Source organism: Mycolicibacterium novocastrense, from assembly GCF_001570485.1.
GTDB classification, from domain to species: Bacteria; Actinomycetota; Actinomycetes; order Mycobacteriales; family Mycobacteriaceae; genus Mycobacterium; species Mycobacterium novocastrense.
Genome location: NZ_BCTA01000046.1, coordinates 1 through 13,632, shown reverse-complemented (window position 1 = coordinate 13,632; position 13,632 = coordinate 1). Strand labels below are relative to the sequence as shown.

13 protein-coding genes and 1 pseudogene are annotated in these 13,632 nt (G+C 67.2%); 7 read left to right on the top strand and 7 right to left on the bottom strand.

Going from position 1 to position 13,632, the window contains the following annotated elements; translation table 11 throughout:
• Window positions 1-56: 56 nt before the first annotated feature.
• Both RMCN_RS18195 and RMCN_RS18190 read left to right on the top strand, forming a co-directional pair.
• The gene (locus tag RMCN_RS18195; RefSeq protein ID WP_234787705.1) at window positions 57-1,118 is read left to right on the top strand and encodes an NAD(P)-dependent alcohol dehydrogenase; all 1,062 of its coding nucleotides are present in this window, start codon (window positions 57-59) and stop codon (window positions 1,116-1,118) included.
• Window positions 1,119-1,226: 108 nt separating this feature from the next.
• On the top strand, window positions 1,227-2,129 hold the full coding sequence (locus RMCN_RS18190) for an aldose 1-epimerase (RefSeq protein WP_067392062.1): 903 nt from the start codon (window positions 1,227-1,229) through the stop codon (window positions 2,127-2,129).
• A gap of 8 nt (window positions 2,130-2,137) precedes the next feature.
• On the opposite strand, the gene RMCN_RS18185 is transcribed toward RMCN_RS18190, so the two are convergent.
• The 4 genes from RMCN_RS18185 to dnaK form a co-directional block, all read right to left on the bottom strand.
• Window positions 2,138-2,542 (bottom strand): heat shock protein transcriptional repressor HspR, encoded by a 405-nt coding sequence (locus tag RMCN_RS18185; RefSeq protein ID WP_064348309.1) that lies wholly within the window; start codon window positions 2,540-2,542, stop codon window positions 2,138-2,140.
• Window positions 2,542-3,720, bottom strand: coding sequence for a molecular chaperone DnaJ (dnaJ, locus tag RMCN_RS18180; protein ID WP_064348310.1), 1,179 nt, complete (start codon window positions 3,718-3,720; stop codon window positions 2,542-2,544). The genes RMCN_RS18185 and dnaJ overlap by 1 nt, the downstream gene beginning before the upstream one ends.
• Before the next feature lie 151 nt (window positions 3,721-3,871).
• A complete protein-coding gene (gene grpE / locus RMCN_RS18175) occupies window positions 3,872-4,486 on the bottom strand; it encodes a nucleotide exchange factor GrpE (protein ID WP_067392060.1) in 615 nt (204 codons plus the stop codon).
• Window positions 4,483-6,342, bottom strand: coding sequence for a molecular chaperone DnaK (gene dnaK, locus RMCN_RS18170; RefSeq protein ID WP_064415133.1), 1,860 nt, complete (start codon window positions 6,340-6,342; stop codon window positions 4,483-4,485). The genes grpE and dnaK overlap by 4 nt, the downstream gene beginning before the upstream one ends.
• Before the next feature lie 198 nt (window positions 6,343-6,540).
• Between dnaK and RMCN_RS18165 the strand changes: the two genes are divergently transcribed.
• The 5 genes from RMCN_RS18165 to RMCN_RS18145 are packed head-to-tail and all read left to right on the top strand — an operon-like array spanning window position 6,541 to window position 9,613.
• On the top strand, window positions 6,541-6,990 hold the full coding sequence (locus tag RMCN_RS18165) for a hemerythrin domain-containing protein (protein WP_110765875.1): 450 nt from the start codon (window positions 6,541-6,543) through the stop codon (window positions 6,988-6,990).
• Window positions 6,991-7,016: 26 nt separating this feature from the next.
• Complete coding sequence (locus RMCN_RS18160) at window positions 7,017-7,637, top strand: TIGR03085 family metal-binding protein (RefSeq protein ID WP_064415135.1); 621 nt, start codon at window positions 7,017-7,019, stop codon at window positions 7,635-7,637.
• 28 nt (window positions 7,638-7,665) lie between these two features.
• Entirely contained in the window at window positions 7,666-8,610 is a 945-nt protein-coding gene (locus tag RMCN_RS18155) for an LLM class F420-dependent oxidoreductase (protein WP_064415136.1), read from the top strand.
• Window positions 8,611-8,649: 39 nt separating this feature from the next.
• Entirely contained in the window at window positions 8,650-9,126 is a 477-nt protein-coding gene (locus RMCN_RS18150) for a hypothetical protein (RefSeq protein WP_234787704.1), read from the top strand.
• Between the two features lie 19 nt (window positions 9,127-9,145).
• A complete protein-coding gene (locus tag RMCN_RS18145) occupies window positions 9,146-9,613 on the top strand; it encodes a hypothetical protein (RefSeq protein ID WP_067392051.1) in 468 nt (155 codons plus the stop codon).
• On the opposite strand, the gene RMCN_RS18140 is transcribed toward RMCN_RS18145, so the two are convergent.
• From RMCN_RS18140 to RMCN_RS18130, 3 genes and pseudogenes are all read right to left on the bottom strand, one after another.
• The gene (locus RMCN_RS18140; protein ID WP_067392049.1) at window positions 9,610-11,106 is read right to left on the bottom strand and encodes a dynamin family protein; all 1,497 of its coding nucleotides are present in this window, start codon (window positions 11,104-11,106) and stop codon (window positions 9,610-9,612) included. The genes RMCN_RS18145 and RMCN_RS18140 overlap by 4 nt on opposite strands.
• Before the next feature lie 79 nt (window positions 11,107-11,185).
• Window positions 11,186-13,102, bottom strand: coding sequence for a dynamin family protein (locus RMCN_RS18135; RefSeq protein WP_084377561.1), 1,917 nt, complete (start codon window positions 13,100-13,102; stop codon window positions 11,186-11,188).
• A 118-nt stretch (window positions 13,103-13,220) separates the two neighbouring features.
• Window positions 13,221-13,632, bottom strand: a pseudogene (locus RMCN_RS18130) (IniB N-terminal domain-containing protein); the annotation flags it as partial.

Sequence of the window (13,632 nt, the reverse complement as noted above, 5' to 3'; positions counted from 1 at the left end):
GCGCGGTGGCCACCGCACCCGTACACTCCGATCAAGATCAACGATCGGGGGCTCAGATGGCGACGATGCGAGCCGCACGCATGCACGGGTACAAGCAGCCGCTGCGGCTGGAGGAGATCCCCATACCCGACATCGAGCCGAACCAGGTGCTGATCAAGGTCGGCGGCGCAGGCATGTGCCGCACCGACTTTCAGCTCATCGACGGCTACTTCAGCCTGCCGATGCCGCTTCCGGTGACGCCGGGTCACGAGGTTGCGGGCACCGTCGACCGGATCGGTGCCGACGTGCCGGCGTCTGCGGGCCTGTCGGAGGGGATTCGCGCGGTGGTTTTCGGCCCACTCGGAGACGGGTCGTGCCGCCAGTGCCACCGCGGCAACGAACAGATCTGCAACCAGGGCCACTGGGTCGGCTTCGGTCCGCACGGCGGGTACGCGGAGTACGTACCGGTGGCGTACCAACAGGTGATACCCGTCGGGGCCGACCTGTCACCGGTGTCGCTGGCGCCGCTGACCGATGCGGGCCTGACGCCGTACCGCGGGCTGAAGAAGCTGCGTGCGGCGGGTGTGCTCGGGCCCGGAACGACGGTGGCGGTGATGGGTGTCGGCGGCCTCGGCGCGTACGCCGTCCAGTACGCCAAGCTGCTCGGGGCGGGTGCGACGGTGGTCGCCTTCGCCCGCAGCGACGAAAAGCTGGCGCTGGCAACCGAAAACGGCGCCGACCACACGGTCAACACCAGGGGTAGGACCGACGATCAGGTGCGTGATGCGCTCGAGCAGGCCACCGGCAGGCGCGAGTTCGACGCGGTGATCGAGTGTGTCGGTGCCGAGGAGAGCATCCGATTGGCCTTCGCGCTGCTGGCCACCGAAGGTGCGGTCGCGTCGGTCGGCCTGGTGGGCAACCGCGTCGACATCCCGCTGTTTCCGGTGGTCGGCAGGGAGTACACGTTCTTCGGGTCGTTCTGGGGCAACTACACCGACCTGACCGAGGTCGTCGCGCTCGCCGAGGCGGGCAAGATCAAGGACAGCGTCACGCAGGTCCGCTTCGAAGACGTCAACGACCACATCGACGCGCTGGGCCGCGGCGATTTCGTCGGCCGTGCGGTGATCGTCTACGACTGAGCCCGCTGAATTGTGCATCTGGCGACGGTTTCGGCGCTTCGAGCGTCGCCAGATTCACAAACCAGTAAGGGGCCCGACTCCACGTGCGCAGCGTGCGACGATCGTCTTGTGATCGACTTCGATGCCGTCACGCTGAGCGATCCGTCGTCGGACCTGACCGCGACGTTCGTGCCCGCCGCAGGCATGGTGGGCACGTCGTTGGCGGAGTCCGGTGACGAGTTCCTCGGTCAGCGCCGCGGTTTGACCGCGTATGTGAACAACGGCAAGACCATGGGGATCCCGATCCTGTATCCGTGGGCGAACCGGTTGAGCGCCAACACCTATGAGGTCGACGGGTCCGTCGTCACCCTGGCTCCGGGCACAGGTGGTGTGCGGACCGATGAGCACGGTGCGCCGATCCACGGCGTGCTCGCCGCGTACCCCGGCTGGGAGGTCAGCGACCGTACCGACAACAGCCTGACCGCGGTGCTCGACTACGGCGCCGACGCGCAACTGCTCGCGGCGTTTCCCTTCCCGCACGTGCTCACCCAGCACGTGGTGCTCGAGGACCGCAGGCTCGCCATCGAGACCACGGTGACGCCCACCTCGTCGCTGTCCGTACCGCTGTGCTTCGGCTATCACCCGTACGTGAAGATCCCCGGTGTGCCGCGGGAGGAGTGGGTGCTGAGTACCCCGCCGATGCGCCATCTGCCGGTGGACGACAAGGGCATACCCACCGGCGCTGACGAGCCCTGGCCCGGTGGTGAGCAGACCCTGATGGTCACCGCCTACGACGACGGTTTCGACCAGGTGCCCGAAGGCGCGGTGTTCACCCTCGCCGGAGGTGGCCGCCGCATCGACGTGACATTCGAAACCGGCTATCCCGCAGCGCAACTCTTCGCGCCCCCGAACGACGACCTGATCGGTATCGAACCGATGGCGGCGCCGACGGATGCGCTACGCAGAGGCGGATACCGAAAAGCGGCCCCCGGCAAGCCGGAGACCGCTCGGTTCTCGATCACGATTCACTGACAGAAGCTCTACTCCGCCTGACGTCGCCGCCGACCCGCTCCGGGCTGCCAGACCACAACCGCGGTGCTCTTCGGCATCACGGCGAGGTCGCGGCGCGGAGAACCCCGCAGCGCCTCGACTTCCTCGGTCAGCTCCCGCACCCGCGACTGGAGCGCCTCGACCTGGTTGGTCAGTTCGATGATGCGCTTGATGCCTGCGAGGTTGACGCCCTCGTCCTGGCTCAGCCGTTGCACCTCGCGGAGCAACTCGACGTCGTGCTGCGAGTAGCGCCGACCGCCGCCGGAGGTGCGCTGCGGACGCACGAGCCCGAGCCGGTCATACGTGCGCAGCGTCTGGGCATGCATGCCGGCGAGCTCCGCGGCGACGGAGATCAGGAACGTGCGGGCCTCGTCGTTGGACCGTTTCGCTGCCATTACGCACCTGCCCATCCGGCCCGCGGATCGAAGCCAGTGGCCCGCTCCGCCTTCGCATAGGCCTCCAACGCCTCGGCCGCCTCGCCCTCCAGGTTCGGCGGCACCGCCACCTTCACCGTCACCAGCAGATCACCGTGTCCGCCAGAGCGTTTCGGCACACCGCGACCGCGCACGCGCAGGATGCGTCCGTCCGAGGTGCCCTTGGGTACCCGCACACCGACCTTGCCTTCGAGCGTGGGCACCGAAAGCGTTGTCCCCAGCGCCAATTCGTGGAAGCTGACGGGTACGGTGACGGTCAGATCGTCGCCGTCGCGGCCGAACACCTTGTCGGGCCGCACGTGAACGGTGACGTACAGGTCGCCCGACGGTGCGCCGCGCAGACCCGCTTCGCCCTGGCCGGCCAGCCGAATCCGTTGACCGTCCTCCACGCCCGGGGGGATCCGCACGTTGATCGTGCGGGTGCGGGTGGTCACGCCGGTGCCCTTGCACTCCTGGCAGGGGTGCTCGATGATCGACCCGCTGCCGCGGCATTCGGTGCACGGCTCGGAGAATCCGAACGCGCCCTGGTTGCGGTTGATCACACCGGACCCGTTGCAGTTCGGGCAGACTTTGGGGCTCGTTCCGGGACGGGCGCCGCTGCCATGACAGTTCGTGCACGGCGCGGGACTGGTGAGCCGCAACGGCATCGCCACCCCCTTGGTGGCTTCCAGGAACGACAGCTCGGCCTCGGTCTCGAGGTCGTTGCCGCGGCGCGGCCTGCTGGGTCGCGCCTGTTGTGCACCGCGGCCGAAGAGCCCGCCGAACAGGTCGCCGATGTTCGCGCCGCCGGTCTGTCCGGCCGCATCGAACAGGTCGTTCAGGTTGAACTCGACGCCGTCGCCGCCACCGAAACCACCGAAGCCCCCGCCCCCGCCGAACCGGCCACGGCCGAATCCGCCGTTGGCGAACAGCCGCCGGGTCTCGTCGTACTCCTTGCGTTTGGCCGGATCGGTGAGCACCTCCTTGGCCTCGGAGACGGCTTTGTACCGCTCCTCGGCGGCCGAGTTCCCGGGGTTGCGGTCGGGATGGTTTTCCGCGAGCAGCTTTCGGGCTGCCCGTTTGATGTCCTGATCGCTGGCGTCAGAGGAGACGCCGAGCTCCTTGTAGAAGTCCTTCTCGACCCATTCACGCTGGGCCATACCGCGTCACCTCCTTCCGCTTCTGTAGGTTTATCGCAGTCTCACTTCAGATTTTGCTGGTTACCGACGATTCGCGTCGGATCCATCGTCGCCGATGAGGCGAAGGTGGCGCAGGATTCGTCGCTCTCGGCGATTCCGCGCCACCTCCTCATCACTCGGCTTCGGCTTCCGGCGCACCGTCGCCCGAGGCGGTGTCGCCGCCGTCCCCGGGAACCGTGTCCACCACCCCGACCAGCGCATGGCGCACGACTTGGTCGCCCACCTTGTAGCCGCGCCGCATCACGTTGCCGATGACGGGGTGAGTGCCCTCGCCCTCGTGCTGCACGGCCTCGTGAAGTTCGGGGTCGAAGTCGTCGCCCTCGGCGCCGAATCCCGAAAGACCCAGCCCCTCAAGGGTGTTGACCAACTTGTCAGCCATCGCCTTGAGCGGTCCGCTCTCGAGGTCACCGTGACTTCGCGCGCGGTCGAGATCATCGAGGATCGGCAACAGCTCCGCGATGACCGAAGCCTTCGCCCGGTCCGCCGCCACCTGCTGATCGCGCAACGCCCGCTTGCGGTAGTTCGTGAAATCGGCCTGCACCCGCTGCAGATCGGCGAGCAGTTCGGAGGCCTTGTCGGCCTCCTCCCCTGCCGCCGTCGCAGTGGGCTCGTCCGGCGCCGAATCCGGCGCCGGGCCCGAACCTGCTTCTCTCACTTCACCGGTGACCGGATCGATGCGCCGTTTGTCGGTGACGGTCACCGGCTCGTGCGGATCGTTTCCTGTCACTTGTTCTCCTTGTCCGAATCATCGTCGACTACCTCGGCATCCACGACGTTGTCGTCCGCCGCACCGGCGTCCGCACCGCCGCTCGCCGCCTGCTCGGCCTGGGTGGCCTCATAGATGGCCTGACCGAGAGCCTGCGACTCGACGCCGAGCTTCTCCATGGCGGACTTGATCTCACCGATGTCGGTGCCTTCCAGCGCCTTCTTGGCATCGGCGATCGCGGCGTCCACCTTGGCCAGCGTGTCCTCGGGAACCTTGGAGCCGCCTTCACCGCTCCGCTGTTCGGAGACGAACTTCTCGGTCTGGTAGACCAGCGACTCCGCCTGGTTGCGGACGTCGGCCTCCTCGCGACGCTTGCGGTCCTCCTCGGCGTGCGCCTCGGCGTCCTTGATCATCCGGTCGATCTCGTCCTTGGACAGGCCGGAGCCTTCCTGGATGCGGATCGTGTTCTCCTTGCCGGTGCCCTTGTCCTTCGCGGTCACGTGCACGATGCCGTTGGCGTCGATGTCGAAGGTGACCTCGATCTGGGGCACACCGCGCGGAGCCGGCGGGATACCGGTCAGCTCGAAGCTGCCGAGCAGCTTGTTGTGCGCGGCGATCTCACGCTCACCCTGATAGACCTGGATCTGCACCGACGGCTGGTTGTCGTCGGCGGTGGTGAAGGTCTCGCTCCGCTTGGTCGGGATCGTGGTGTTGCGCTCGATCAGCTTGGTCATCACGCCACCCTTGGTCTCGATACCGAGGGACAGCGGCGTGACATCAAGCAGCAGAACGTCCTTCACCTCACCCTTGAGCACACCGGCCTGCAGGGCGGCGCCGACCGCGACGACCTCGTCGGGGTTGACACCCTTGTTGGGCTCCTTGCCGCCGGTCATCTCCTTGACAAGATCTGACACCGCGGGCATGCGGGTCGAGCCGCCGACCAGCACCACGTGGTCGATGTCGGACACCGAGATGCCGGCGTCCTTGACCACCTGCTGGAACGGCTGGCGGGTGCGGTCGAGCAGATCCTGGGTGATGCGCTGGAACTCGGCGCGGGTCAGCTGTTCGTCGAGGAACAGCGGGTTCTTGTCCGCGTCGACGGTGATGTAGGGCAGGTTGATCGAGGTGCTCTGGCTCGAGCTCAGCTCGATCTTGGCCTTCTCGGCGGCCTCACGCAGCCGCTGCATCGCCATCTTGTCCTTGGTCAGGTCGATGCCGGAGGTGCCCTTGAACTTGTCGACCAGCCACTCCACGATCCGGTCGTCCCAGTCGTCGCCGCCCAGGTGGTTGTCGCCGCTGGTGGCGCGCACCTCGACGACGCCCTCACCGATCTCGAGCAACGAGACGTCGAACGTGCCGCCGCCGAGGTCGAAGACCAGGATCGTCTGTTCCTTTTCGCCCTTGTCCAGGCCGTACGCCAGCGCCGCCGCGGTGGGCTCGTTGACGATGCGTAGCACGTTGAGTCCGGCGATCTGCCCGGCTTCCTTGGTGGCCTGCCGCTGGGCGTCGTTGAAGTACGCGGGCACGGTGATGACGGCGTCGGTGATGTCCTCACCGAGGTAGCTCTCCGCGTCGCGCTTCAGCTTCTGTAGCGTTCGGGCGCTGATTTCCTGCGCCGTGTACTTCTTGTCGTCGATCTCCACGGACCAGTCGGTGCCCATGTGCCGCTTGACCGAACGGATGGTCCGGTCGACGTTGGTCACCGCCTGGTTCTTGGCGGGCTGGCCGACCAGCACCTCTCCGTTACGCGCGAACGCGACGACGGACGGCGTGGTGCGGGAGCCCTCGGAGTTCGCGACGACAACGGGATCGCCACCCTCCAGTACCGCGACGACGGAGTTGGTGGTCCCGAGGTCGATTCCGACCGCACGAGCCATGTTGGTTCCTCCTGGAATAGTCCTGCTTGTTGGGGTCTGAGTGCACCGCACTCAAGCCTGCGCCGACGAACCCTACCCTGTCAACTCAAACTTGAGTCTGTTTCACTCAACTGTCGAATCGGTCAACGGGCCTCCTCGCGGATTTGTTCCCGCGGCGTACCGTCGAATCCGATGTGTCAGTACTGCGGCTGCCGCGACATGCCCTTGATCCGGGACTACATCGACGAGCACGCCCATGTCCTCAACCTGGGCGGCGAAGCCGTCCGGCGCATCGACCGCGGCGACCTCGACACGGCGCGACAGCTTCTGGCGCAGATGGCCGAGGACCTGGGCACCCACTGGCGCGGCGAGGAGAACGGCCTGTTCAAAGTGCTTCTGCGCGAGGACCTGTTCGCCGAGCACATCGAGCCCCTCATCCGCGAGCACCGTGAACTCGCCGCGCTCCTCGCCTCCGTGGACCTGAGCCGCGAGGCCGATCAGCGAGCCATCCGCGACGCCGTCGAGGACCTCTGGGAGCACACCCGTAAGGAGGAGGACGGGATCTTCCCTGCGTCGATCACCGAATTGGACGGCGAGGACTGGGATGCGGCGATCGCGGCGTGGCACGAAGCCCATCCCGGCCGGCAGATGGTCAGGTGGGGCGTGTGACGCTCGCCCGTCCCTAAGGTGGAGGAATGACCGCCGCACAACGGGAACGCGCCGCACTCGTCGAGACCATGCGCGAGGTCGGACCGGACGCGCCCACCTTGTGTGGGGACTGGACCACCCGGGACCTCGCCGCGCATCTGGTGGTACGCGAGCGCAGGCTCGACGCCACCCCGGGGATCATGATCCCCGCTCTGGCCGGATACACCGACAAGGTGCAACGGCAGACCGCGCAGACCGACTGGCAGGAACTGCTCGACAAGGTCGCCTCCGGCCCGCCGCTGTACTCGCCGTTCAAACTGCTCGACCCGGTGGCCAACATGGGCGAGATGTACATTCACCACGAGGACGTCCGGCGCGCGCAATCCGGTTGGGAGCCAAGGCCTCTGGATGACAGCACGGTCAGCGCCCTGACGCGTTCGCTACCGCTGATGGCGAAGATGACGTTGGCCAAGGCGCCCGCGCGGATGACGCTGAAGACACCGCAGGGCAAGGTGCTTGCCACGGTCGGAAAGGGGCAACCGCTGACCGTCGTCGGCGAAGCGCAGGAACTGCTGCTGTTCATCTCCGGTCGCGACGAAGTGCGCCTGGACTTCGACGGCGACCCGGCGACCGTCGAGGCGGTGCGCGCAAACCGCCGCGGGCTGTGACCCGTCGATCGTGCCTAAGCTGGCGTCCGTGAGCTCATCGGTGGATTTCCGGGTTTTCGTCGAACCGCAGCAGGGCGCGTCGTACGCCGACCAGCTCGCCGTCGCGCGAGCCGCCGAAGATCTGGGCTTCTCCGCCTTCTTCCGGTCCGATCACTACCTCGCGATGAGCGGCGACGGCCTGCCGGGCCCGACCGACTCGTGGGTCACGCTGGCGGGTATCGCGCGCGAGACGTCGACGATCCGCCTGGGGACGATGGTGACCTCCGCGACCTTCCGATTTCCGGGCCCACTGGCGATATCGGTCGCCCAGGTCGACGAGATGAGTGGGGGCCGGGTGGAATTCGGCCTCGGCGCGGGCTGGTTCGAGGCCGAACACCAGGCGTACGCGATCCCGTTCCCGTCGCTCGGCGAACGATTCGACCGGCTCTCCGAACAGCTCGAGATCATCACCGGTCTGTGGACGACGCCACGGGGCGAGACGTTCGACTACACCGGCCGGCACTACACGGTCGCCGACTCTCCCGGCCTGCCCAAACCCGCGCAGTCACCGCATCCGCCGGTGATCATCGGCGGCCAGGGCGCCAAGCGCACGCCGGCACTGGCCGCGAAGTACGCCACCGAGTTCAACGTCCCGTTCGTGCCGCTCGACACGGTCAAGACCCAGTTCGAGCGCGTCGCCGCGGCGGTGTCCGATGCCGGGCGATCCCCCGATTCGATGACGTACTCCGCGGCGTTCGTGCTGTGCGCCGGCCGCGACGACGGCGAAATCGCCCGCAGGGCGGCCGCGATCAACCGCGAGGTCGACGAGTTGCGGAGCAACTCTCCGACGGTCGGCACGCCCGCCGAGATCGCCGACAAACTCAGACCATTCCTCCAGGCCGGAGTGCAGCGCATATACCTGCAGGTTCTCGATATGTCAGACCTCGATCACCTCGAGTTCGTCGCTCGCGAGGTGCTGCCGCAGCTTCGCTGAGCAGGCGCGCGCGGGCGTGCGGCCCTACGATCAGTGGCCGTGCCCGGCGGTGACAGCGACGACGACCGCGGTGGGAACCCGCCGCCGCAGCCCTGGTACAACCGCACGCCGGAAGTCGTCGGCGCGAGCCTGCTCGGCCTGCTCGCGATCGGAATCCTGGTGCTGGCAGTCTCGTTCGTCACCGGCCGATCGAGCGAACCGCCGCAGGCGCCGCTGAACTACGTCGAGCCGACATTCACCGCAACCGAGACCCGGACATCCACCACCGCGACCACCGGAACGATCACCACCACCAGTCCACCGGAGACGACCGAGATCAACGACCCCCCGCCCTCGGGAACGACGACGTCAGGCACCGAGACGACGTCGGGCACCGAGACGACCACCAGCGAGACGACGACCAGCAGCGACACGACGCCCACCAGCGAGGCCGACGAGGACGAGGATCCGACCACGACCCGCACGACGCGCCGACCCCGGACGAATGTGACGCGCACGCTCTATCCGTACCCCTGAGCGCCTACTATCGGTGGCCGTGGCGCGATACGGACCCCCCGACGACCCGAACCATCCCGACAACGAGCCGACGGCGTACCTCAATTACGGCGACGGCGGGCCCGGGTTGCCTCCCGAGGAGCCGATTCCCTGGTACCGCAAGCCCGCGGCGCTGGTCGCGTTCGGCGCCATCGGTGCCCTGCTCGTCGCCCTCATCGTGTGGGGGCTGGCCAGCCTGATCAGCGGCAATGACTCCACCACCGAACCGACGTCGTTGACGCCGTTGACGACCACGACGCGGACCGCCGCACCGGTCACCACAACACCGTCACCCCAGACGGTGACCGAGACCATCACCGCACCGCCGGCCGCGCCGACCACCACGGAGCCGACCACCACAACCACCACAACCACCACGACGACCACCCCTCCGCCGACCACGAGCATCAGCACCGAGACCAGCACCGAAACGGTGACCGAGACCGTGACGGCGCCACCGACCCCTTAGGCCCGGTGCTGCGCGGCGTACGCGGCCACCAACGCCTCGGCGCTGCGGACCGCGGCCCGGCATGCCCTGGTGGTGAACGGGTCGTTCAACGGATGCTCGGCGCGCCGACGCCAGCGCTGTGCGGCCGCGAACGCCGCGCGCGGCCCGTCGTACGGATTGTCCGGCTGCAGGCCGAGCCTGCTAGCCGCGTCGGTGCCCGAACCACCAATGATCCGGCGCAGCGAGGCCATCTCGTCATCGTTCAGTGTTGTTGGCCGCGAACGTAACTGACTCAACAGTCGCAGCTCCTCGAACGCGTGCGTGTCGGCGAGCAGCGGGTCGATGTCGGCCAGTATGTAGGGCGTCGCGTAGATCGGGTTGGCCTGAACGAACTGCCGCAGCGACAGCAGCGCGGTGTGCGCCTTGAGCAGATCCGACCGCTGCGCGAACTGCTGATCGATCACCTCCCGCAGCGTCACCAATCCGCTGCGTTCCAACAACTCATCGGCCAGCGCCACCGAATCGCTGACCCCGGCGCGCAGCACCGCGATCGAGATCCGGATCCCGAACATGCCGAACCGGTCCAGCAGCGCCGCCCGCGTTGCGGCGTCCACCGGCAACTGGCTGTCGTCGCGGACGAAGCGGTCCACCGACAGCATCGCCTTGGTCAGCTCGGCGGCGTCCACCCCGGCCAACTTCTCCAGCGCGACGAACTCGCTCTGCCGCAGCGTCCGTGCCGTCAACGCCAGCAGGCCGGACACCGGCACGACCGCCTGACACGTCCCGGTCCGCTCCATCTCGGCGGTGAACCGCGTCGCGACGTCCTTGGCCGACAGCATCGCATCGATGCGCCCCGCCCCGATCTCGTCGGCGCGAGAAGCCACCCCGATCACGCCCAACGCGCCCGCGGAACCACCGACCAACTCACCGATCTGCTTGAGCAGCGCGATATCGGCGGCGTTCAGCGTCCGCAACAGGAAGACCACCGCATCGACCCTTGGCACCCCGTCCTCGGGGACCAGCAGGCGCAGGGTGCGCTCGGAGACGTCGCGGGACAGCGACGACGTACCCGGGGTGTCGATGATCGTGGTGTCGATCAGCTCGGCGGCCGGCCACTCCACGTCCAGGTCGACGATGTCCTCGGGGTCGAGCGTGGCGAAGTCGAACGTCAGCCCGCCCTCGTTGGGATCGCGCCCGATCGGCACGTTGGATCGCCTGCCGCCGCGGTGGTTTGCGGTCACCTTCGGTGTGGGACCGTGCCGGAACCACGTGACGATCCGGGTGGCCTCGGTGGCGTCCGTCGGCGCAATGTCCTCGCCCACAAGCGCGTTCACCAACGTCGACTTGCCCGCCTTGAGCGTGCCGGCCAGCGCGATCCGGATCGGCTGGTTGAGCCGACCACCGATGCGCTCCAGCTCGTTGTGCACATCGGGGCGATGACCATACGCGGGATCGGCCTGGTACGCCTGGATGGTTCCACCCAGGATCGCGCGCACCTGGTCGCTCGTGCTCATTTCGCGCTGCCCACCAATGCTCCTGGCTGCCCTCCGGCGTTCGGCGATGGCCAAGAGTCCAGCTTATTCACCGACGCCGCTACGTGGTCCCGACGGGTTCGGGCGCCGATTCGGTGCGCATCAGTTTGGTGGCGTGCTCGGTGACCTGGTTGAGGATGTTCAGTTGGCGCTCGAGTTCCTTGATCCGGCCACTGCGTTCGGCCTCCTGGACCTGCGCGGCGGCGATGGTCGCCTGCAACGACTCGTTGAGTGATCTGGAGGTCTGGTTGGCGATGCCGCGGTAGTGGTCGCGCAGCTGCCGCTGGATGGCCTTGAGCCGGTCGCGCGATTCCTTGCCCACCGCGAACTGGGTGTCGTCGAGGAATCTGCGGGTGTTGGTCTTGGCCTCGTTGCGCACCCGCAGCATCCGGTTCTCCATATTCTCGCGGTACGCCGTCCGCCCCATCAGTAGACCCGCCCCCAGCGAGATCGGGTTGAACATGCCCAGGCCCGCGAACGACGTCATCATGCCGAACATCAGGACGCCACCGTAGGAGCCCTGCATGCCCATGGTCAGCTTGCGTCCCGCGCGGACCGGCTTGGCCTCCAGCTTGCCCAGCGATTTCATCTCGCCGAGGCTGGCACCCATCCGGCTGGGGTCGAGCTGGGGCATGCTGACGGCGTCGAGACCCGCCTCGATGAACGTGCGCGCGACCTCGGCGGCCAGCGCCTCGGCGCGTTGATAGGCCCAGACGAAGTTGTCGCCCACGGCCGTGGCGACCGCGTTTTCGAGTTCGGCGCCGATCTCGGCCCAGTGATGTGTCGGGTCGCAGGTGTCGATGACCTTTTCGATGTGCTGGCCGATGATGCGGAACCGCCCGCGCAGATCGTGGTCGACATCGGCGGTCAGGTCGGCGATCCCGTCGTTGAGCACCTGCTGCCACAGCGCGGTCTGCTGCAAGGCATCCTGAGCCTCCTGCTTGCGCCGCTCGAGGTCCTCCTTCAGCCGGTCACGCGTCTCGGGGTCGTTGAGTGCGGACAGCTCGGCCTTGACCTTGAGCGTCAAATGTTCGGCCGCCGAATAGATCTCGTTGACGACGTGGTCGCGGATCCGGCCGTTCTGCAGCGCCAGCACCTGCTCGCTGAGGAACTTCACGATGGCCGGGAAGTTCGACTCTTCGTTGAGTTCCTTGTCGTTGAGCGCGATCGCGTGGCTGCGTAGCAGTGAGGAGGCCGGGATCATCGGCACGTTGACACCCGCACGCTGCAGATGCGCCTTGTTGGCATCGACGATCTGGCGCCAGTGCGGATACAGGTCGGTCTTGGTCGCGATTATCGTTGCGACAGGGCAGATCTCGAAGGCCTGCCGCATGAACGTCATTTCGGGCTCGGTGAACTCCTGGCTGGTGTCGCTGCACATCAACAGCGCATCGGCGTCGGGCAACAGACCCAACGTCGCGGAGAGGTGAGGTTGGCCGTGCCCGCCGACGCCCGGGGTGTCGACGAAGGCGAGCCCGTTCTTGAGCAGCGGGCTGGCCGCGGTCACCTCCACCCGGATCACCTCACGACCATGGGCCTGCGGCGCGCGACGCAGGTCGTTCTTGATGTCGGCCATCGGGATCTCGACGGCCTCGGGTTCCTCGCCCTCGCCCCGCGCCACGATGAGCTTGGCGGCGGCGGTCTCGCCGTAGGTCACCACGGTCGGCAGCACCGTGCTCTCGTCGTCACCGACCCGCGAAACAGGAACGTTGAGAAGCGAGTTCAACAACTGGCTCTTGCCCTGTTTGAGCTGACCGGCGATCACCACCCGGATCTGCGGGTCGGTGATGCGGTCCTTGGCCTTGGCCAGCCGCTCGACCAGATCTCCTCGGTCGTTGGCAGTGGCGATCCTGCTGGTGTGGTCGATCAGTTCGACGATGACTCTGGTTTGTTTGGCCGGCTCGCCCGCCGAAGTCTGTCTGGCCGGCTTGCCGGCCGAAGTCTGTCTGGCCGGTCGTGGGTCGTTGCCTTGCGTCATGAAGTCCTCGCGTCCGGGTGGGCCGGTGAGTCAACGGTAGACGTGCCGACTGGCGGGGATCGTGGATTGATCCCCGCCAGTGGCGTTGTGTGGTTGGGCTGGCGTTGTGTGGTTGGGCTCAGAACAGGCCGGTGTCGACGGTGGTGCTCACATCGACGTCGGTGTTGACCTGACCGGAGTTGTCAGTCGAGTTGTCCTGCCCGGAGTTGTCGACCGAATTGTCCACCGAGTTGTCCACCGAGTTGTCCTCGATGCTCGTCCCGCCCGAGATACCACCAGACACGCTGCCGTCGATATCGCCGACGGTGGTCTGGTTGCCCTCCACGGTGGTGGTGCTCGTGTCGTTGTCGTTGATCACGATGCCCCCACCAGAACCGCCGGCCCCACCGGTGGCGTTGCCGCCGTCATTGCCCACACCGATCAGACCGCCGCCGCCATCACCGCCGACCGCGCCTCCACCGTTGCCTCCACTCATGTCGACATCGTTGATGACCGGGCCCTCGTTGTCGGAGATGATGTCCCCACCGGCG